Source organism: Enterobacter sp. WCHEn045836 (assembly GCF_003965585.1).
Lineage (GTDB): Bacteria > Pseudomonadota > Gammaproteobacteria > Enterobacterales > Enterobacteriaceae > Enterobacter > Enterobacter dissolvens.
Map to the genome: position 1 here is coordinate 49,908 of NZ_RXPT01000018.1, position 19,517 is coordinate 69,424.

General features: G+C 54.7%; 20 protein-coding genes. 8 read left to right on the plus strand and 12 right to left on the minus strand.

The features are described 5' to 3' along the window. Nucleotides 1-20 precede the first annotated feature (20 nt). Together cpxA and cpxR are read right to left on the minus strand one after the other, a co-directional pair. Nucleotides 21-1,394 carry an envelope stress sensor histidine kinase CpxA gene (cpxA, locus tag EKN38_RS20640; RefSeq protein WP_014833770.1) on the minus strand — a complete coding sequence of 458 codons (1,374 nt, stop codon included), beginning with the start codon at nt 1,392-1,394 and terminating at the stop codon, nt 21-23. Continuing rightward, nucleotides 1,391-2,089 carry an envelope stress response regulator transcription factor CpxR gene (cpxR, locus tag EKN38_RS20645; RefSeq protein ID WP_003862004.1) on the minus strand — a complete coding sequence of 233 codons (699 nt, stop codon included), beginning with the start codon at nt 2,087-2,089 and terminating at the stop codon, nt 1,391-1,393. The genes cpxA and cpxR overlap by 4 nt, the downstream gene beginning before the upstream one ends. A gap of 150 nt (nt 2,090-2,239) precedes the next feature. On the opposite strand from cpxR, the gene cpxP reads away from it, so the two are divergent. The 6 genes from cpxP to EKN38_RS20675 all read left to right on the plus strand — a co-directional run bounded on the left by cpxP (nt 2,240) and on the right by EKN38_RS20675 (nt 8,367). Further along, nucleotides 2,240-2,746: a cell-envelope stress modulator CpxP gene (cpxP, locus tag EKN38_RS20650; RefSeq protein ID WP_014833769.1), complete on the plus strand. Its 507-nt coding sequence runs from the start codon at nt 2,240-2,242 to the stop codon at nt 2,744-2,746. Nucleotides 2,747-2,899: 153 nt separating this feature from the next. Then, a complete protein-coding gene (fieF, locus tag EKN38_RS20655) occupies nt 2,900-3,793 on the plus strand; it encodes a CDF family cation-efflux transporter FieF (RefSeq protein WP_014833768.1) in 894 nt (297 codons plus the stop codon). A gap of 174 nt (nt 3,794-3,967) precedes the next feature. Beyond that, nucleotides 3,968-4,930, plus strand: a complete 963-nt coding sequence (gene pfkA, locus EKN38_RS20660; protein ID WP_013099327.1) for a 6-phosphofructokinase — start codon at nt 3,968-3,970, stop codon at nt 4,928-4,930. A gap of 215 nt (nt 4,931-5,145) precedes the next feature. Beyond that, entirely contained in the window at nt 5,146-6,135 is a 990-nt protein-coding gene (locus EKN38_RS20665) for a sulfate ABC transporter substrate-binding protein (protein ID WP_014833767.1), read from the plus strand. A gap of 110 nt (nt 6,136-6,245) precedes the next feature. Further along, the gene (locus tag EKN38_RS20670) at nt 6,246-6,989 is read left to right on the plus strand and encodes a CDP-diacylglycerol diphosphatase (protein WP_014833766.1); all 744 of its coding nucleotides are present in this window, start codon (nt 6,246-6,248) and stop codon (nt 6,987-6,989) included. A gap of 73 nt (nt 6,990-7,062) precedes the next feature. After that, a complete protein-coding gene (locus EKN38_RS20675; protein WP_014833765.1) occupies nt 7,063-8,367 on the plus strand; it encodes an SLC13 family permease in 1,305 nt (434 codons plus the stop codon). A gap of 47 nt (nt 8,368-8,414) precedes the next feature. Here the strand turns inward: EKN38_RS20675 and tpiA are convergent, their stop codons facing one another. Both tpiA and EKN38_RS20685 read right to left on the minus strand, forming a co-directional pair. Continuing rightward, on the minus strand, nt 8,415-9,182 hold the full coding sequence (tpiA, locus tag EKN38_RS20680; protein ID WP_014833764.1) for a triose-phosphate isomerase: 768 nt from the start codon (nt 9,180-9,182) through the stop codon (nt 8,415-8,417). 111 nt (nt 9,183-9,293) lie between these two features. Further along, the gene (locus EKN38_RS20685) at nt 9,294-9,890 is read right to left on the minus strand and encodes a DUF1454 family protein (protein ID WP_014833763.1); all 597 of its coding nucleotides are present in this window, start codon (nt 9,888-9,890) and stop codon (nt 9,294-9,296) included. Nucleotides 9,891-10,002: 112 nt separating this feature from the next. Between EKN38_RS20685 and EKN38_RS20690 the strand changes: the two genes are divergently transcribed. Then, entirely contained in the window at nt 10,003-10,422 is a 420-nt protein-coding gene (locus EKN38_RS20690; protein ID WP_014833762.1) for a DUF805 domain-containing protein, read from the plus strand. On the opposite strand, the gene fpr is transcribed toward EKN38_RS20690, so the two are convergent. The 4 genes from fpr to EKN38_RS20710 form a co-directional block, all read right to left on the minus strand. Beyond that, nucleotides 10,423-11,169 (minus strand): ferredoxin--NADP(+) reductase, encoded by a 747-nt coding sequence (gene fpr / locus EKN38_RS20695; RefSeq protein ID WP_014833761.1) that lies wholly within the window; start codon nt 11,167-11,169, stop codon nt 10,423-10,425. A 96-nt stretch (nt 11,170-11,265) separates the two neighbouring features. Then, on the minus strand, nt 11,266-12,276 hold the full coding sequence (gene glpX, locus EKN38_RS20700) for a class II fructose-bisphosphatase (protein WP_014833760.1): 1,011 nt from the start codon (nt 12,274-12,276) through the stop codon (nt 11,266-11,268). Between the two features lie 123 nt (nt 12,277-12,399). Then, nucleotides 12,400-13,908: a glycerol kinase GlpK gene (glpK, locus tag EKN38_RS20705; RefSeq protein WP_013099318.1), complete on the minus strand. Its 1,509-nt coding sequence runs from the start codon at nt 13,906-13,908 to the stop codon at nt 12,400-12,402. Nucleotides 13,909-13,929: 21 nt separating this feature from the next. Continuing rightward, nucleotides 13,930-14,775: an MIP/aquaporin family protein gene (locus tag EKN38_RS20710; RefSeq protein WP_014833759.1), complete on the minus strand. Its 846-nt coding sequence runs from the start codon at nt 14,773-14,775 to the stop codon at nt 13,930-13,932. Nucleotides 14,776-15,173: 398 nt separating this feature from the next. On the opposite strand from EKN38_RS20710, the gene zapB reads away from it, so the two are divergent. Beyond that, the gene (gene zapB, locus EKN38_RS20715) at nt 15,174-15,413 is read left to right on the plus strand and encodes a septal ring assembly protein ZapB (protein WP_013099316.1); all 240 of its coding nucleotides are present in this window, start codon (nt 15,174-15,176) and stop codon (nt 15,411-15,413) included. 584 nt (nt 15,414-15,997) lie between these two features. Here the strand turns inward: zapB and rraA are convergent. From rraA to hslV, 4 genes are all read right to left on the minus strand, one after another. Beyond that, a complete protein-coding gene (gene rraA, locus EKN38_RS20720; protein ID WP_014833757.1) occupies nt 15,998-16,483 on the minus strand; it encodes a ribonuclease E activity regulator RraA in 486 nt (161 codons plus the stop codon). A gap of 92 nt (nt 16,484-16,575) precedes the next feature. After that, a complete protein-coding gene (gene menA, locus EKN38_RS20725; RefSeq protein WP_014833756.1) occupies nt 16,576-17,496 on the minus strand; it encodes a 1,4-dihydroxy-2-naphthoate polyprenyltransferase in 921 nt (306 codons plus the stop codon). 68 nt (nt 17,497-17,564) lie between these two features. Then, entirely contained in the window at nt 17,565-18,896 is a 1,332-nt protein-coding gene (hslU, locus tag EKN38_RS20730) for an HslU--HslV peptidase ATPase subunit (RefSeq protein WP_014833755.1), read from the minus strand. Between the two features lie 9 nt (nt 18,897-18,905). Next, nucleotides 18,906-19,436 carry an ATP-dependent protease subunit HslV gene (gene hslV, locus EKN38_RS20735; RefSeq protein WP_008501802.1) on the minus strand — a complete coding sequence of 177 codons (531 nt, stop codon included), beginning with the start codon at nt 19,434-19,436 and terminating at the stop codon, nt 18,906-18,908. Nucleotides 19,437-19,517 lie beyond the last annotated feature (81 nt).

Consider the following 19,517-nt stretch of genomic DNA (forward strand, 5'->3'; position numbering starts at 1 on the left):
AGAGGGATAGGGTGAGGGGATTACGCGCGCTTATACAACGGTAACCACAGCGTTAACCGCAGCCCGCCCAACGGACTGTCGTCGGCTTTCACCCAGCCGCGATGCTGCTGCATGGCGGTTTCAACAATCGCCAGACCCAGCCCGGTGCCGCCAGATTCACGATCCCGCGCCTCGTCGGTGCGGTAGAACGGACGGAAAATTTGCTCGCGGTCTTCCGGACTTACGCCAGGACCATCATCATCGACAATGATCGTGATGCCGTCTTTATCCACCGAGAAGGCCACCTCAATCTTTGTATGCGAGTAGCGCAGGGCGTTACGCACGATATTCTCCAGCGCGCTCTCCAGCGTGTTGGGGTTACCGTACAGCGGCCATGGCCCCGGCGGGAAGTTGACGGTGAACGATTTACCCATCTGCTCCGCTTCAAACGCCGCGTTGTCTAACACTTCATGCCACAGATGATTGGCTTTCACCGTTTCACTCACCAGCGCGTTTTTCTGCTGATTGCGCGACATCACCAGCAGATCGTTGATCATGCTGTCCAGACGCTGGGCTTCGGTTTCGATACGTTCCAGCTCTTTGCTTTCACCGCTGCGGCGGCGCAGCAGCGCGGTGCCCAGCTGGAGTCGCGTGAGCGGCGTACGCAGTTCGTGCGAGATATCCGACAGCAGACGTTGCTGCGTGGTCATCATGCGCTCAAGTGCGGTGACCATCTGGTTGAAACTGGCCCCGGCGGCAAGAAATTCCTGCGGTCCGGCTTCCAGCTCAGGGTGCTGTCGCAGGTTGCCCTGTGCCACTTCGTCCGCGGCATTTTTCAGCTTACGCGCCGGTTTTGCCAGACTCCACGCCAGCCATAACAGCAGCGGTGAACTGACCAGCATCGTCACAATCAGCAGCAGAAGCGGACGGTCAAACAGCAGGTTAATAAAATCGGACTGGGAGTTGCTCGCAGGGCGAATCAGGTAGAGCTGGTAATTATCTTCCCCGTCTCTGACGGAGAAAGGACCCACCATCTCAACCCGACCATATTTTTTCTTCTGCGGATGATCGGCGTTATCCGCCTGGCCAATGAAGTTGCGGATAATCTGCATTTCGTGGCGATCTGCGCCAATCACGCGGCCTTCGCTGGTCACCAGCAGCAGGCGTTGTCCGGGAGGTGCCCATTTGTCGATAGCGCGAAACAGCCTGCGCCACCACATCAAATCGTTTGGCGGATCGTTTGCCAGCTCGGCTTCTACGTGTTGCTCGATCATCACGCCCTGACGTTGCTCGCTGTCGAGAAGCTCCGTCATCTGGCGTGAGTCGAGTTTTGGCAACATCAAAACGAGCATTAAAACCAGGGCCAGCGTCAGCCAGAAGATGGCGAAGATGCGGGCGGTTAAGCTTCCTATCATGAAGCGGAGACCATCAGATAGCCGCGACCACGCAGGGTTTTAAACCACGGGTGACCGTCTTTACGCTCCGGCAGCTTGCGACGCAGGTTCGAGATATGCATATCGATAGCGCGGTCAAACGGTGTGAGGCGTTTACCCAGCACTTCCTGGCTTAGGTGTTCACGCGATACCACCTGGCCGAGATGTTGCGCCAGCAGATACAGCAGCGTGAACTCGGTGCCGGTCAGCTCCAGCGTTTCACCGTCAAAGCTCGCTTCCTGACGGCCCGGATTCAGGCTCAGGGAGTCCACTTCCAGCGTTGGTGAACTGTTGTCAGTATTCTGCTGCTGTTCGCTCCAGTGGGAACGACGCAGGATAGCGCGAATACGGGCGACCAGTTCACGGTCGTTAAACGGCTTCGGTAGATAGTCATCCGCACCCAGCTCAAGGCCAAGTACACGGTCTAGTTCGCTGCCGCGCGCGGTCAGCATGATAACGGGGGTCTGGTGTGTCTGGCGAAGCTCTTTCAGCGTATCAATGCCGTTTTTCTTCGGCATCATGACGTCGAGCAAAAGTAGATCGATGCTGTCGTCAAGGAGACTCAGCGCCTGCTCGCCATCATGGGCGACCAGAACGTTGAAACCTTCCATGTCGAGCAACTCCTTTAAAAGAGATGTGAGCTCTCGGTCATCATCAACTAACAGGATTTTATTCATTGTTTAAATACCTCCGAGGCAGAAATTACGACATCAAGGCTATCTAATCCATGACTTTACGTTGTTTTACACCCCCTGACGCATGTTTGCAGCCTGAATCGTAGACTGTCTCTCGTTGAATCGCGACACGAAAGATTTTGGGAGCAAGTGATGCGCAAAGTTACCGCTGCCGTCATGGCCTCAACGCTGGCGTTCAGTGCTTTTAGCCAGGCCGCTGTAGCTATCATCGGCGATAACGAGTCCTCACAAGAGGGCATAACGCAGCACAGCAGCCAAAGCCATATGTTTGACGGCATAAGTTTAACCGAACATCAGCGTCAACAGATGCGAGATCTGATGCAGAGGGCACGACACGATCAGCCCCCTGTTAATGTTAGCGAAATGGAGATAATGCATCGCCTTGTCACCGCAGAAAATTTTGACGAAAGCGCTGTACGCGCTCAGGCCGAAAAAATGGCACAGGAGCAGGTTGCCCGCCAGGTAGAAATGGCGAAGGTCCGCAACCAGATGTTCCACCTGTTATCGCCCGAGCAGCAAGCGGTTTTGAACCAGAAACATCAGCAACGAATGGACCAGTTGCGTGAGGTTGCACGGATGCAGCGAAGCTCAGAAGCGACGTTTTTCAGTAGCAATAGCAGTACCCGTAGTAACCAGTAAACCCTGTTTTCCTTGCCATAGACACCATCCCTGTCTTCCCCCACATGATGTGGGGGTTTTTTTTGCCCTTCATTCTGATGTGTTAACCGTTTATTCATCCTTTGACTCCGTAACCTTCCGTTATACTAGCGGCATGGCATGACAGGAGTATTTATGAATCAATCCTATGGACGACTGGTCAGCCGGGCCGCCATTGCCGCAACGGTCGTGGCATCGAGCTTGCTGGTCATCAAAATATTCGCGTGGTGGTACACGGGCTCGGTCAGTATTCTGGCGGCGCTGGTGGACTCGCTGATGGATATTGCCGCCTCGCTGACCAACCTGCTGGTGGTGCGTTACTCACTGCAACCGGCGGATGAAGAGCACACCTTCGGACACGGCAAAGCCGAGTCGCTGGCGGCGCTGGCGCAAAGCATGTTTATTTCCGGCTCTGCGCTGTTCCTGTTTTTAACCGGCATTCAGCATCTTGTTTCGCCATCGCCGATGAACGATCCCGGTGTGGGCGTGATTGTGACAGTGGTTGCACTTATATGCACCCTCGTTCTTGTAACATTTCAGCGCTGGGTGGTTCGCAAAACCCAAAGCCAGGCCGTACGGGCAGATATGCTTCATTATCAGTCTGATGTTATGATGAATGGCGCTATTCTTATTGCGCTCGGTCTGGCCTGGTATGGCTGGCATCGGGCCGATGCGTTGTTTGCGTTAGGGATTGGCATCTATATTTTATATAGCGCCTTGCGGATGGGGTATGACGCGGTGCAATCGCTTCTCGACCGTGCGCTTCCCGACGCAGAACGCGATGAAATTTATACTATCGTGACCTCCTGGCCGGGCGTCAGTGGTGCTCACGATCTTCGTACGCGGCAGTCAGGGCCGACCCGCTTTATTCAGATTCACATAGAAATGGAAGACAACCTGCCATTGGTTCAGGCTCACGTTATTGCTGAGCAGGTGGAGCAGGCGATTTTGCAGCGTTTTCCTGGATCGGACGTCATTATTCACCAGGATCCCTGCTCGGTTGTACCCGGTTATGTTGGGCTTTCGTAATTCGTTGTAAAAAAGTGAGCCAGGCCAGCATTTTGTGTATAAATTACCGCCATTTGGTCTGACCTGAATCAATTCAGCTGGAAGTGGTTGATATACTATTTGCAGTATTCGTTGGTCGACAAGTTTCTTCCGGCAACAGATTTCAATTTTGCATTCCTAAGTTCAGAGGTAGTCATGATTAAGAAAATCGGTGTGTTGACAAGCGGCGGTGATGCGCCGGGCATGAACGCGGCAATTCGTGGGGTTGTTCGTGCAGCGCTGACGGAAGGTCTGGAAGTTTTTGGTATCTATGATGGTTATCTGGGTCTGTATGAAGACCGTATGGTTCAGCTCGACCGTTACAGCGTGTCCGACATGATCAACCGTGGTGGTACCTTCCTCGGTTCTGCGCGCTTCCCGGAATTCCGCGACGAACACGTACGTGAAGTGGCTATCGAGAACATGAAAAAACGCGGCCTCGACGCACTGGTTGTTATCGGTGGTGATGGTTCGTACATGGGTGCAAAACGTCTGACTGAAATGGGCTTCCCGTGCATCGGTCTGCCTGGCACCATCGACAACGACATCAAAGGCACTGACTACACCATCGGTTACTTCACCGCCCTGGGAACCGTTGTGGAAGCGATTGACCGCCTGCGTGACACCTCTTCTTCTCACCAGCGTATCTCCATCGTTGAAGTGATGGGCCGTTACTGTGGTGATCTGACCCTGGCTGCGGCTATTGCGGGTGGCTGTGAGTTTGTTGTGGTACCGGAAGTGGAATTCAGCCGTGAAGATCTGGTCGCTGAAATCAAAGCCGGTATCGCCAAAGGTAAAAAACACGCCATCGTCGCGATCACCGAGCATATCTGTGACGTTGATGAGCTGGCGAAGTACATTGAAGCAGAAACCAAACGCGAAACCCGCGCGACCGTTCTGGGTCACATCCAGCGTGGTGGTTCCCCGGGGCCATACGACCGTATCCTGGCCTCCCGTATGGGCGCGTACGCCATTGAACTGCTGCTGCAGGGCCACGGCGGTCGTTGCGTCGGTATTCAGAACGAAAAACTGGTTCACCATGACATCATCGACGCCATCGAAAACATGAAGCGTCCGTTCAAAGGTGACTGGCTGGACTGCGCGAAAAAACTGTACTGATCGGCATCCAGGGTAAATGCAAAACGGTAACCCCTGGGTTACCGTTTTTTTATGTTTGCTCCCTCTCCCGTGGGAGAGGGCTGGAGTGAGGGCATCAGGCCACTCATCCACTATTTATTCCTCAAAGTTATAGCCAATCTTTTTTTATTCTTTAATCATCAATTCCGTTTCTGGCACGCTGCATTCATCAAAACACTACACATGAGAGCTGGGCGATGAATAAATGGGGCGTGGGTTTAACATTATTGCTGGCATCGACCAGCGTTCTGGCTAAGGATATCCAGTTACTGAACGTGTCTTACGACCCGACACGTGAGCTGTACGAGCAGTACAACAAAGCCTTTGCGGCACACTGGAAGCAGGAAACAGGCGACAATGTGGTGATTCGCCAGTCTCACGGCGGCTCTGGTAAGCAGGCGACGTCCGTCATCAACGGCATTGAAGCGGATGTGGTGACGCTGGCGCTGGCCTACGATGTGGACGCGATTGCCGAACGTGGCCGTATTGATAAAAACTGGATTAAACGCCTGCCGGATAACTCCGCGCCATACACTTCGACCATCGTTTTCCTGGTGCGTAAAGGCAACCCGAAACAGATTCATGACTGGAACGATCTGGTGAAACCCGGCGTGTCGGTCATCACGCCGAACCCGAAAAGCTCAGGTGGCGCACGCTGGAACTACCTGGCAGCCTGGGGCTACGCCCTGCATCACAACAATGGCGATCAAGCCAAAGCTCAGGAGTTTGTCAAAGCGCTGTATAAAAACGTTGAGGTGCTGGACTCCGGCGCGCGTGGCGCAACCAATACCTTCGTAGAACGCGGCATTGGCGATGTGCTGATTGCCTGGGAAAACGAAGCCCTGCTGGCGACCAACGAACTGGGTAAAGACAAATTCGAGATCGTGACCCCGAGCGAATCTATCCTCGCGGAGCCGACCGTTTCTGTGGTGGATAAAGTGGTTGAGAAAAAAGAGACCAAAGCGGTGGCGGAAGCTTACCTGAAGTATCTCTACTCGCCAGAAGGCCAGGAAATTGCGGCGAAGAACTTCTATCGTCCACGCGATCCGGCAGTGGCGAAGAAATACGAAAGCGTATTCCCTAAACTGAAACTCTTCACTATTGATGACGTGTTCGGTGGCTGGACGAAAGCGCAGAAAGAGCACTTCTCTAACGGCGGAACCTTCGATCAGATCAGCAAACGCTAACGTTTTGTAACGAACGACACGGTGACCCGGTGTGAGAAATCCACCGGGTTTTTTATTTGGTCATCATTTTGCGTTACTCTTTGGCCTCTATTGAAAACAGGGAACGCGTTGTGAAAAAAATTATCTTACTGATTCTGATCGTTATCGCCCTTGCCGCGGGTGGCGTGTACTGGATGAAAGCAGGTAATCCAAATGCGTTGCGTCACATCGTGCTCGACCAGTGTGTACCCAATCAGATCCAACATCGTCATCCGGCGCCGTGTGCGCAGGTGAAACCTGACGCGGGCTATGTGGTGTTCAAGGATCGCAACGGGCCACTGCAGTACCTGCTGATGCCGACCTACCGCATCAACGGCACCGAAAGCCCGCTTCTGACACAGCCTCAAACACCCAATTTCTTCTGGCTGGCATGGCAGGCCAGGAGCTTTATGAGCATGAAGCATGGATCCGAGGTGCCGGACAGCGCAATATCATTGACCATCAACTCACCCACGGGCCGCACGCAGAACCATTTCCATATTCACATCTCCTGCCTGCGCCCGGACGTGCGCGAGAAGCTCAATGCCGTGCAGGGGCAAATCAGCACCCAATGGCTGCCACTTCCTGGCGGACTGGAAGGGCATGAATATCTCGCCCGCCGGGTGACGGAGAACGAGCTGGTACAGCGGAGCCCGTTTATGATGCTGGCAGAAGAGTTACCGGAAGCGCGTGATCATATGGGGCGCTTCGCGCTGGCGATGGCTCAGCAGTCGGATGGCTCGTTTGTGTTGCTGGCGACTGAACGGAATCTGCTTACGCTTAACCGCGCGTCGGCTGAGGAATTGCAGGATCATCAATGCGATATCCTCAAGTAACCCCACCATAAATAGCGTTTACTCGTCCTGCCTGTCGCCGTAGACTTGCTGAAAAAAACGACAGGAGACAGGCATGTCGCTCTGGTTAACCCACCCTCTGTTTGTGCCCTCAGCGATAGTCGGCGTCACCATTGTGTTATGGGCGACGTCGCTACTACCGGAATTCATCACCGCGCTGCTGTTCTTCACGGCAGCGATGACCGCCAGAATAGCCCCGCCGGAGGTTATTTTTGGCGGTTTTGCCTCGTCTGCTTTCTGGCTGGTGTTCAGCGGCTTTGTACTTGGCGTGGCGATCCGCAAAACCGGTCTGGCTGACAGGGCCGCGCGGGCGCTCTCCGCCAGGCTTACCGACTCCTGGGTGCTGATGGTAGCCAGCGTGGTTCTGCTGAGCTATGCCCTGGCATTTGTGATGCCATCGAACATGGGGCGTATCGCGCTGCTGATGCCCATCGTTGCTGCCATGGCAAAACGCGCCGGTATTGCCGACGGGTCACGCGCCTGGTTTGGACTGGCGTTGGCTGTCGGGTTCGGCACGTTCCAGCTTTCGGCCACCATCCTGCCTGCCAACGTCCCTAACCTGGTGATGAGCGGCGCGGCAGAAGGATCATACGGCATTCATCTGAACTACGTTCCTTATCTGCTGCTGCACACGCCGGTGCTCGGTATTCTCAAAGGGGGGATTCTGATTGGCTTAATCTGCTGGTTATTCCCCGGCAGCCCGCAGCCGCCCAGGGATCTGGCGCCCGCTGAACCGATGGGGCGAGATGAAAAACGTCTCGCCTGGCTGCTGGCGTTGGTGCTGGGAATGTGGGTGACGGAGAGCTGGCACGGTGTGGGGCCTGCATGGACGGGGCTGGCGGCATCGGTCATTGTGATGCTGCCACGCGTTGGTTTTATCACCGGAGAAGAGTTCTCGACGGGGGTGAATATGCGCACCTGTATTTACGTGGCGGGCATCCTTGGACTGGCGATTGTGGTGACGCAAACCGGCATCGGCACGGCGGTGGGGGAGACGTTGCTGCAGATTATGCCGCTGGATGCCGACAAACCGTTCACCAGTTTCCTGGCGCTGACCGGGATCACCACGGCACTGAACTTTATTATGACGGCTAACGGGGTTCCGGCGCTGTACACCACACTGGCGCAGAGTTTCTCGGAGGCGACGGGCTTCCCGCTATTGTCTGTCATCATGATTCAGGTGCTGGGCTATTCCACGCCGCTGCTGCCGTATCAGGCGTCGCCGATTGTGGTGGCGATGGGATTAGGAAAGGTGCCTGCAAAGGCGGGGATGGTGCTTTGTCTGGCGCTGGCGATTGCCACGTATCTGGTGCTGCTGCCGCTGGATTATTTATGGTTTAGTGTGCTGGGCCGGTTGTAGCGATATGGCAGGGCGGGTAAGCGCAAACGCTACCCGCCACAACAGCATTACGCCTGTTTAGCCGCTTCTGCCGCTTTAACGATCACCGCGAAAGCGTCAGCTTTCAGGGATGCACCGCCAACCAGCGCGCCATCGATGTCTGGCTGGGTGAACAGTTCAGCTGCGTTGGAGGCGTTTACGGAACCGCCGTACTGGATGATAACCTGCTCTGCCACTTTCGCGTCGGCTTTCGCAATGTGATCACGGATGAATTTGTGAACCGCCTGAGCCTGCGCTGGGGTGGCAGATTTGCCGGTACCGATCGCCCATACTGGCTCGTAAGCGATAACCGCGCCTTCGAATGCTGCCGCGCCCTGCGTTTTCAGCACCGCGTCAATCTGACGTGCGCACACTTCTTCAGTTTTTCCCGCTTCGTTTTCTGCTTCGGTTTCACCGATGCACAGAACCGGGATCAGACCCTGCTCTTTCAGCACCGCAAATTTCTTCGCGATGAATTCGTCGGATTCTTTGTGGTAGGTACGACGCTCAGAGTGGCCGATGATGATGTATTTCGCGCCGATGTCTTTCAGCATTTCAGCAGAGGTTTCACCGGTGAATGCGCCAGACAGGTTAACGTCAACGTTCTGTGCGCCCAGAATGATGTGGCTGCCATCAGCGGCACGTTTAGCCAGATCCAGGTACATATCCGGCGGAGCGATAGCAACCGCGCAGCCTGTCACGCCAGCCAGCTCTGTACGCAGGTTAGCAACCAGTTCGTTTACCATGTGGCGGCTGCCGTTCAGTTTCCAGTTACCCATCACTAAAGGATGTCGCATTTCAATTCTCCACGCTCAATAAGCGAATTAAGGAATATGGCCACCCTGACGGGCAGCATGGTCTGTGAATCAGTATAGAGATTTTCCCTCGAAAGGCTTTGCTTTTTGTCATTAATTCGCCCCTCCGAGTGTGTCTGATAGTGCCAGCTTAATCGGTTCAACAGCGAAGGTCAGGCCTTTTTCGCCGTTATCTACCACCACATAGCGCACTGCCCCTTCGGTATCGGCGTAGTAGCGCTTGTTTTTACCCGCGGCCAGCAGTTTTTGGAGCTTTTGCTGGCTCTGTTTTTTTGTCAGTGCAGGGGTGAATGCCTGCAAAACCGCACTCATGTACTCCAGTGCCTTCGCTTTAGCGGCTTTCTGCTCCGGCCCCTGAACAGGGAGCCAGGTGATCTGCATGCTCTTGATTTTTAGCGTGCCGCGCTCCAGCGCCGTTGATGCGTACAAGTTCTCGTTAATCTTGCTGGCGGCACGCGTCAGGGTTGGGGTATCACGGGCGCTATCAATGGCACGAAACTCATCCAGTGGCAGCGTTGGGTTGGTCTGGTTAAAGGTTTCGCGAAACTGACTGATGGACTGATCGAACGACGGGGCACCCGCCAGAAGATAGGGCGCAGTAGTCGGGGCAGTGGTTTCGGCGGCATGCAGGGGAAAACCGGTGCTTAACATCGCTAAACACAGGAAAAGAGAGTGTGCCGAATTTTTCATCAACATTGCCCCTGGCCGTAAGTGCTCATGATTAAATCGATATATGGTCGGCTTGTCAAAAGGTCACAACTCCAGGGTAAAATGCGCACTATATGATAATAAGGAATCTTACATGACCATACAGCAGTGGTTGTTTTCATTCAAAGGGCGTATTGGACGCCGTGACTTCTGGATCTGGATGGCCGCGTGGATTGTCGCCATGCTGCTTCTGTTTTTTGTGGCCTATAACGCATGGCTGAGCACGCAAACCGCGGCGTTTGCGCTGGTTTGTTTACTGTGGCCAACGGCGGCTGTGGTGGTGAAACGCCTGCACGATCGCGGTCGTTCGGGGGCATGGGCTTTTCTGATTATTCTGGCGTGGATGCTGGTGGCAGGGAACTGGTCGATGCTTCCGTCCATCCTCCCCTGGGTAGTGGGCAAACTGCTACCGACGATTATCTTTGTAATGATGGTTATCGATCTGGGCGCGTTTATTGGCACCCAGAGCGAAAACAAATACGGAAAAGACACCCTTGAGGTGAAATACCGCTGATCACCAGTAGTGCTCGGCGGTCATATGACCCGGCCGGCGGCGAAGGTGTTTCGTCATCTGCCGGGTATCTTTCAGAAGCTGCTGCGTGTCCCGTACCATCTGCGGGTTACCGCACAGCATCACGTGGCTGGTCTCGGCACGCATCGGTAAGCCAACAGCCTCTTCCAGAGCACCACTCTCAATTAACGCCGGTACCCGACCAGTAAGCGAACCCGCCGCCGTTTCGCGGCTCACCACGGTCTGGATTTTCAGCTTTCCGGCGTACTGCTGTTCCAGCTCCTGCATCTGCGGCAGATAGCTTAAGTCTGCGGCGTAACGCGCCGCATGGACCAGCACGATGTTTTTAAACCGCTCCAGGTCTTTGCCGTACTGCAAAATGGAGAGATAGGGGCCGATGGCCGTGCCGGTTGCCAGCATCCACAGGGTTTCGCAGTCCGGGATTTCGTCCAGGACGAAGAAACCTGCCGCGTCACTCACAATCTGTATATCATCACCCGGTTTAAGCGCCGCCAGGCGTGGGCTGAGTTTGCCGTCCGGGACGGTGACCAGATAGAACTCGAGATCCGGGTTGTCGGGCGCGTTGACGTAAGAGTAGGCGCGCTGCACGCGCTCGCCGTCGATATCCAGCCCCAGCTTGGCAAACTGACCGGCCGTAAACGGATGGATGGGAGCATGCACGGTGAGACTAAATAGCGCATCGGTCCAGAATTGTATCTTAGTGACTTTACCTGTTACCCAGTCCGCCATGATCTTCTCCTGTGCTGTTTCTTATGTCTATCTTCCGTATTTGTGGTGAAGATATCCAGCCCATTCGGGCCGGAAAGCTCTATCGATCAAACGGTTTTACAGAATGTGCGTCTGTACGTCCGGGTCTTTACGGTCGAGATAGTGAATTGACTGAATGCGACGAATGGTGCGCGATTTGCCGCGGATCAGCAGCGTTTCCGTGGTCGCCATGTTGCCTTTGCGGGTGATGCCATCAAGCAGATCGCCTTTGGTGATGCCGGTCGCGGAGAAAACAACGTTGTCGCTGCGGGCCATTTCGTGAAGTGCGAGGACTTTATTGGCTTCAATACCCATTGCCTCACAGCGCGCCAGCTCTTCTTCGCCCATGCGACGATTCTCTTCGCTGTCGCCTTTGACCTCATGGCGGGGTAGCAGGCGGGCCTGCATGTCGCCATCCAGCGCGCGGATCACCGCAGCAGAGACCACGCCTTCCGGCGCGCCGCCAATACCGTACAGGACATCCACTTCACTGTCTGGCATGCAGGTCAGAATGGAGGCCGCCACGTCGCCATCCGGGATGGCAAACACACGCACGCCCAGCTTTTGCATCTGTGCGATGGTGGCGTCGTGGCGAGGTTTTGCCAGAATGGTGACGGTGAGTTCGCTCAGCGGTTTTTTTAACGCGCTGGCGATATTACGCAGGTTCTCTTCCAACGGCAGGCCGAGGTCGATAGCGCCTTTCGCGCCAGGACCGACAATCAGCTTTTCCATGTACATATCCGGTGCGTTGAGGAAGCAGCCTTTGTCGCCCACGGCCAGTACGGCCAGCGCGTTGGCCTGTCCCATCGCCGTCATGCGCGTACCTTCGATCGGGTCGACGGCGATATCCACGGCATCGCCTTTGCCGGTACCCACTTTTTCACCGATGTAGAGCATTGGCGCTTCGTCGATCTCGCCTTCGCCGATCACAATGGTGCCGTCAATATTGACCTGATTGAGGACAATGCGCATGGCATGGACAGCCGCACCGTCGGCGGTATTTTTGTCGCCACGGCCAAGCCATTTATAGCCTGCCAGGGCAGCGGCTTCGGTAACGCGGGAAAACTCGATAGCAAGTTCACGTTTCATGAGGTACTCGAGCAATCAAAAGGAATTGCACGAAGTTTATCACAGAGTGGGGCGAGGCGAGGGGACCGGTGCAGCCGGAGCCCCTCACCCTGACCCTCTCCCCGGGGGAGAGGGAATGTATGATTACTCTTCGTGCTCTTCCCACGCCAGGGCACGTTTAACCGCTTTCTTCCAGCCGCTGTAGCGGTAGTTACGCTCGGTGGTTTCGATGCCCGGGCGGAATTCGCGTTCGATAACCGCTTTTTCCTGCAGCTCGTCCAGGTTCTGCCAGAAGCCGACGGCCAGACCGGCGAGATACGCTGCACCCAGCGCGGTCACTTCACGTACTTCCGGGCGTTCCACGCGGGTGCCCAGAATGTCAGACTGGAACTGCATCAGGAAGTTGTTCGCGACCGCACCGCCGTCCACGCGCAGAGCGTGCAAACGAATACCGGAGTCAGCCTGCATCGCTTCCAGCACATCACGCGTCTGGTAGGCGATAGATTCCAGGGTGGCGCGAATAATGTGGTTAGAATTCACACCACGCGTCAGGCCAAAAATCGCGCCACGTGCATATGGATCCCAGTACGGTGCACCCAGACCGGTAAACGCAGGTACGACGTACACACCGTTGGTATCCTTCACTTTGGTAGCGAAGTATTCGGAGTCGAATGCATCGCTGATAAGCTTCATCTCGTCACGCAGCCACTGGATGGATGCCCCCGCCATGAATACCGCACCTTCCAGCGCATAGTTCACTTCACCGCGTGGGCCACAGGCGATGGTGGTCAGCAGACCGTTTTCTGATTTCACCGCTTTCTCGCCAGTGTTCATCAGCATAAAGCAGCCGGTACCGTAGGTGTTTTTCGCCATCCCTTCTTTCACGCACAGCTGGCCAAACAGGGCCGCCTGCTGGTCACCAGCGATACCGGCGATAGGAATACGCGTGCCGCCTTTACCACCGATGTTGGTCTGACCGTACACTTCAGAAGATTTACGCACTTCTGGCAGCATGGCGCGTGGGATATCCAGCGCGTCCAGCATCTTGTCATCCCACTCCAGGGTGTTGATGTTGAACAGCATGGTACGTGAGGCATTGGTATAGTCAGTGACGTGAACGCGCCCCTGGGTCATCTTCCAGATAAGCCAGGTGTCGACGGTACCGAACAGCAGCTCGCCGCGTTTTGCACGCTCACGTGAACCTTCCACGTGGTCAAGGATCCACTTCACTTTGGTGCCGGAGAAATACGGGTCAACGACGAGGCCCGTGGCGCTGCGGACGTACTCTTCCATACCGTCGCGCTTAAGCTGTTCACAGATCTCTGACGTACGACGGCACTGCCAGACGATGGCGTTATAGATAGGCTTGCCGGTTTCACGTTCCCAGACGATGGTCGTTTCACGCTGGTTGGTAATACCAATCGCAGCAATCTCGTCGGAACTGATATCGGCTTTCGCCAGCACTTCGACCAGCGTGGAGCTTTGCGATGCCCAGATCTCCATAGGGTCGTGTTCTACCCAGCCTGGACGAGGATAGATTTGCTCAAATTCGCGCTGTGATACGCTGACAATGTTCGCGTCATGATCCATTACGACAGCGCGGGAGCTGGTGGTGCCCTGGTCGAGCGCAACAATATATTTTTTTTCGGTCATGGTGTAAGTCCCGTAGTCAGATTACAGCGAAGCTTTTTGTTGTGCGGCAGAAGTCGATTCTTTCTCCTCGTCCACACAGGTGTCGCACGGTAAGTGGCGACCAATTAATTTGCGATAGCTAAACGCACCCAGCGCAGCCCCGACAACCGGTGCAAACAGCGGTACCAGGAAGTAAGGGATATCTTTGCCGCCGGTGAAGGCCACGTTGCCCCAGCCAGCGATAAAGGCGAACGCTTTCGGTCCGATATCACGCGCCGGGTTCATCGCGAATCCAGTCAGCGGGCCCATGGATGCGCCGATCACCGCAATCAGCAGGCCAATCAGCAGTGGTGCCAGCGGGCCGCGCGGAATGCCGTTTCCGTCGTCGGTCAGCGCCAGGATAACGCCCATCAGAATAGCGGTAATCACCATTTCAACTGCGAACGCCTGCACAAAATTGATATGCGGGTTTGGATACGTTGAGAAGATACCTGCCAGATCCAGACTTTCGACACTGCCGCGCACCATATGATGCGTCTGTTCGAAGTCGATGAAAAGATTGTAATAAAGCCCGTAAACTAACGCCGCTGCGCAAAACGCGCCGGCAAATTGAGAAATAATGAAAGGAACAACTTTGCGTCCGTCGAAGCACGCGAACAGCCACAATGCGATGGTCACCGCCGGGTTAAGATGTGCGCCAGAAACCCCTGCAGTCAGGTAGATGGCCATTGCCACACCCAGACCCCAGATGATACTGATTTCCCACTGACCAAAACTGGCACCCGCCACTTTCAGTGCAGCAACACAGCCCACTCCGAAGAATATCAACAACCCGGTACCAAGGAACTCGGCAATGCACTGGCCTTTTAAGGTTGATGTCTGACTCATAATCGGAATCCTGAAGAGATTGATGTTTATTGTTAGCATGACCGCCCGTGACAGCCATGATGTCCTGTAGACATAGTGTTAATTTATCGTTAACGAGCAAAAACGAGAAATATCGAAATCAAAATGTGTGGTCTGTGTCAATAAAATGAGCGTTTGCGCGCCATAAAGCGCATTTTTGCATCAGCGCGGGAGTGTGAGCTGAATCATTTCATTAACTAATGAGTTAACAACTTAGGGGTAATTGACGCGAACGCACCAGGACGAGGCCGAAAAGTGTTGCAAACCGCGATCTGCGCGGTGTGTCGCTGGACAGGGGCGACGGGGCTTCATACAATCGGCATAGATGTTGTGCGCGTTTACGTTAAAGCGTCGCCTTGCAATTCAGGAGAGGTAGGATCATGTCTTTAGAAGTGTTTGAGAAACTGGAATCGAAAGTACAGCAGGCGATTGACACCATCACGCTGCTGCAGATGGAAATTGAAGAGCTGAAAGAGAAGAATAACAGCCTGGCGCAGGAAGTGCAGACCGCTCAGCACGGCCGTGAAGAACTGGAGCGCGAAAACAACCAGCTGCGTGAACAGCAGAACGGCTGGCAGGAACGTCTGCAGGCGCTGCTGGGACGTATGGAAGAGGTTTAATTCCCCCTGGGATTGAACTGAGCAGGCCGGGTAAGGCGAAGCCGCCACCCGGCTTTTTTATGATTATCGCAATTTGGCAATAACCATAAAAAAGGCCGCCCGAGGCGGCCTTAACGCTACTTGTCCTGCGCTGTCGTAGTAAAAGCAACAAACACTTTCGGTTCATCACTCTTCACAACGAGTACGCTGGCGACAATGAACGCAATACATAAATAGCGTTTCATTATGCGGTCCCTGCTGCTAACCGCTCCACCGTTCACCACCGGTGATAAGTCGGTGGACACAAGCCTTGGTATTAGCCTGTTTTACGGTTGTGAATACACCTTTCCCTGGACCGATGCCCATTTGCGAGATGGCGGAAAGGGACGCTGCATCATAATAAGCAGCAACCGTGGTGTTAAGGTATTCATACACAATTAGGATTTTATTAAGGTTCTGAGGGGTTGCCCAGGGTTTGGACGAGAGTATGATGAAGATCCTTGGTGTTAGCCTGCAAGCCTTCCCAACGGACCGCGAATCCCGAGGGACAAAAAAACCGCCACATTGCTGTTGGCGGTTTTTTTATGGCGCTCGCTTAGTGTTTACTACTCAATATCCAGCGGATCTTCGGAGAGGATAATGCCGGTGTTATCGGCATAGAGATGGTCGCCGGAGAAGAAGGTCACGCCGCCGAAATTGACGCGGATATCGCTTTCGCCAATGCCTTCACCCGCGGCGCCTACCGGAATGGCGGCAATCGCCTGAATGCCGATATCGAGGTCTTCGAGATCGTCCACCTGGCGGACTGAACCGTAGACCACGATGCCTTCCCATTCGTTTTGCACGGCAAGACGGGCCAGTTCAGCATCTATCAGCGCACGACGTACTGAACCGCCACCATCGACCAACAGCACGCGACCACGACCGTTCTGTTCGAGCAGATCGTACAGCAACCCGTTATCCTCGAAACATTTCACCGTGATGATTTGTCCGCCAAACGACGACCGCCCACCAAAGTTGGAGAACAGCGGTTCAACGACGTTGACATCTTCCTGGTAGATGTCACAAAGCTCGGAGGTATCGTATTTCATAGGTTTAACGCTCTGTTGCTGCGAATGTGTTCAGTATATCGTGCGAAATGCGTTGTTGGCAAAATCATCAATTGTTAATTGATATTTGTCAGTTAACTCAGCGTCCGGCTCAGGACAATCCCTATCACGAACAACAGGTTAGTGAGCAATGCGCCTTTTACCGTACGCTCAAGCATCGGTGGCATGGCTGCCGGGCTGAGTTCACGCATCACAAAGCGGGCCTGTTTAATCAGTAGCGGCGCGGCGAGCACAAACAGCCAGCCCCAGAGACTATGCAGCGAGATCAGGTTGAACAGCCCGAGGCAGAGCAGGGCGCCCATCAGCAGGCAGGCATGATAGCGACGCGCGTTAACCGGCCCCAGACGCACGGCCAGCGTGTTTTTGCCGTTTTCACGGTCGCTGTCGATATCGCGCAGGTTGTTGATGTTAAGTACCGCCGTTGCCAGCAGGCCGCAGGCGGTCGCGGGCAGGAAAAGAGCAGGGATGAGCGTATGCGCCTGCAGGTACCAGCTGCCCATCACGCTCAACCAGCCGAAAAACACCAGTACGGAGATATCACCCAGGCCGATATAACCGTAAGGGCGCGTGCCGACGGTGTAGGTAATGGCGGCGATAATGGCGAGCAGGCCCAGCACCAGAAAACCAATGAAATCACTGGTGGTTTTCGAGGCGACCGTCACCAGCGCCAGGCCGGACAAACAAATCAGTGCCACAGTGATAATCAGCGCGCGCTTCATCTGAGCCTGGGTAATCACCCCTTTCTGCATTCCGCGCAGGGGGCCGATACGGTCAGGTTTATCGCTACCTTTAACCGCATCGCCGTAGTCGTTGGCAAGATTAGAGAGGATCTGCAACAGACCGGCGGTGACCAGCGCCAGCACGGCAACCAGCGGATCGAAATACCCCTGCCACCAGGCAAGGACGGTACCGACGATAATCGCGGCAAAGGCCAGAGGAAGGGTTTTAGGGCGCAGACTTTCGAGCCACGCCTGAGTACGGCTGATATCAGTCATAGTTATTTAGCCAATAAAAATGGGGGCATTAGCCCCCATTAAATGTGATGAGAATGCAGTAACCGCGATTATAGGATAAAACGGCTCAGATCTTCATCTGCCACTAACGCATCCAGGTGTTTACCCACATATTCTGCGTCAATGGTAATGCTTTGACCGTTCAGGTCACTCGCATCATAAGAGATATCTTCCATCAGGCGTTCCAGCACCGTGTGCAGACGACGCGCACCGATGTTCTCGGTGGTTTCGTTGACCTGCCAGGCCGCCTGGGCGATGCGTTTGATACCGTCTTCGGTGAACTCAATGTTCACGCCTTCGGTCGCCATCAGCGCTTTGTACTGTACGGTCACAGACGCGTTTGGCTCGGTCAGGATACGTTCGAAATCTTCAGTGGTCAGCGCCTGCAGCTCAACGCGGATAGGCAGACGGCCCTGCAGTTCCGGGATCAGGTCAGACGGGCTGGCAATCTGGAACGCACCGGACGCGATAAACAGGATGTGGTCGGTTTTGACCATCCCGTGCTTGGTGGAGACGGTGCAGCCTTCAACCAGCGGCAGCAGGTCGCGCTGCACACCTTCACGGGAGACATCCGGGCCAGACGCGTTACCGCGCTTACAGATCTTATCGATTTCGTCGATAAACACGATACCGTGCTGCTCAACCGCGTCGATAGCATCCTGCTTCAGCTCTTCCGGGTTCACCAGCTTTGCCGCTTCTTCTTCAATCAGCAGCTTCATCGCATCTTTGATTTTCAGCTTACGCGCTTTCTGTTTCTGACCGCCCAGGTTCTGGAACATGGACTGCAGCTGGCTGGTCATCTCTTCCATGCCAGGAGGAGCCATGATTTCCACACCCATTGGTGCGGCGGCGAGATCGATCTCAATCTCTTTATCATCCAGCTGGCCTTCGCGCAGTTTTTTGCGGAATGCCTGGCGCGCCGCAGACGGTTCAGCCTGCTGTTCAGCCTGGCCCCAGTTGTTTTTCGCAGGCGGGATCAGCACGTCGAGGATGCGCTCTTCAGCCATCTCTTCCGCGCGATAGCGGTTTTTCTCGATCGCCTGGACGCGAACCATCTTGATTGCCGAGTCGGTCAGATCGCGGATGATAGAATCCACTTCTTTACCTACATAGCCCACTTCGGTGAACTTAGTGGCTTCAACTTTGATGAACGGCGCGTTAGCCAGTTTCGCCAGACGACGGGCGATTTCGGTTTTACCGACACCGGTTGGGCCGATCATCAGAATGTTTTTTGGCGTCACTTCATGGCGCAGCTCTTCATCGAGCTGCATGCGGCGCCAGCGGTTACGCAGGGCGATAGCCACGGAGCGCTTGGCATTGTCCTGGCCGATAATATGTTTGTTCAGTTCGCTGACAATTTCGCGTGGGGTCATTTCAGACATGGGAGATCCTTACGCTTTAGAGGTCAATTCTTCGATGGTGTGGTTGTGGTTGGTATAGATGCAGATATCACCTGCAATATCCAACGCCTTCACAGCGATATCACGCGCATTCATGTCGGTATTCTCCAACAGTGCGCGAGCCGCAGCCTGGGCATAAGGGCCGCCAGAGCCGATGGCAATCAGGTCGTTTTCCGGCTGAATGACATCACCGTTACCGGTGATGATCAGCGATGCGGTTTCATCGGCCACGGCCAGCAGCGCTTCGAGTTTGCGCAGCATGCGGTCGGTTCGCCAGTCTTTCGCCAGCTCAACGGCGGCTTTCACCAGATGACCCTGGTGCATTTCCAGTTTACGTTCAAACAGTTCAAACAGCGTGAAAGCATCAGCCGTGCCGCCTGCAAAACCGGCGATCACTTTGTCGTTGTATAAACGACGGACTTTTTTCACGTTGCCTTTCATTACGGTATTACCCAGCGTGGCCTGGCCATCACCGGCGATTACCACGTGGCCGTTACGGCGTACACTTACTATTGTTGTCACGAGCAGACCCCCTGGTTACAGAATCGGGAAACAGAAGCCCTGAGCCTGTGCTCAGGGCTGAATAGAAAGATAGATGGGGGG

What these genes read in the sequence shown, in the direction of transcription:
- EKN38_RS20710 (WP_014833759.1), bottom strand. Translation starts at nt 14,775, where the DNA reads ATGAGTCAGACATCAACCTTAAAAGGCCAGTGCATTGCCGAGTTCCTT.
- EKN38_RS20685 (WP_014833763.1), bottom strand. Translation starts at nt 9,890, where the DNA reads ATGAAAAATTCGGCACACTCTCTTTTCCTGTGTTTAGCGATGTTAAGC.
- EKN38_RS20675 (WP_014833765.1), top strand. Translation starts at nt 7,063, where the DNA reads ATGTCGCTCTGGTTAACCCACCCTCTGTTTGTGCCCTCAGCGATAGTC.
- fieF (WP_014833768.1), top strand. Translation starts at nt 2,900, where the DNA reads ATGAATCAATCCTATGGACGACTGGTCAGCCGGGCCGCCATTGCCGCA.
- fpr (WP_014833761.1), bottom strand. Translation starts at nt 11,169, where the DNA reads ATGGCGGACTGGGTAACAGGTAAAGTCACTAAGATACAATTCTGGACC.
- glpK (WP_013099318.1), bottom strand. Translation starts at nt 13,908, where the DNA reads ATGACCGAAAAAAAATATATTGTTGCGCTCGACCAGGGCACCACCAGC.
- hslU (WP_014833755.1), bottom strand. Translation starts at nt 18,896, where the DNA reads ATGTCTGAAATGACCCCACGCGAAATTGTCAGCGAACTGAACAAACAT.
- glpX (WP_014833760.1), bottom strand. Translation starts at nt 12,276, where the DNA reads ATGAAACGTGAACTTGCTATCGAGTTTTCCCGCGTTACCGAAGCCGCT.
- cpxA (WP_014833770.1), bottom strand. Translation starts at nt 1,394, where the DNA reads ATGATAGGAAGCTTAACCGCCCGCATCTTCGCCATCTTCTGGCTGACG.
- cpxP (WP_014833769.1), top strand. Translation starts at nt 2,240, where the DNA reads ATGCGCAAAGTTACCGCTGCCGTCATGGCCTCAACGCTGGCGTTCAGT.
- zapB (WP_013099316.1), top strand. Translation starts at nt 15,174, where the DNA reads ATGTCTTTAGAAGTGTTTGAGAAACTGGAATCGAAAGTACAGCAGGCG.
- cpxR (WP_003862004.1), bottom strand. Translation starts at nt 2,089, where the DNA reads ATGAATAAAATCCTGTTAGTTGATGATGACCGAGAGCTCACATCTCTT.
- tpiA (WP_014833764.1), bottom strand. Translation starts at nt 9,182, where the DNA reads ATGCGACATCCTTTAGTGATGGGTAACTGGAAACTGAACGGCAGCCGC.
- pfkA (WP_013099327.1), top strand. Translation starts at nt 3,968, where the DNA reads ATGATTAAGAAAATCGGTGTGTTGACAAGCGGCGGTGATGCGCCGGGC.
- EKN38_RS20665 (WP_014833767.1), top strand. Translation starts at nt 5,146, where the DNA reads ATGAATAAATGGGGCGTGGGTTTAACATTATTGCTGGCATCGACCAGC.
- menA (WP_014833756.1), bottom strand. Translation starts at nt 17,496, where the DNA reads ATGACTGATATCAGCCGTACTCAGGCGTGGCTCGAAAGTCTGCGCCCT.
- rraA (WP_014833757.1), bottom strand. Translation starts at nt 16,483, where the DNA reads ATGAAATACGATACCTCCGAGCTTTGTGACATCTACCAGGAAGATGTC.
- EKN38_RS20690 (WP_014833762.1), top strand. Translation starts at nt 10,003, where the DNA reads ATGACCATACAGCAGTGGTTGTTTTCATTCAAAGGGCGTATTGGACGC.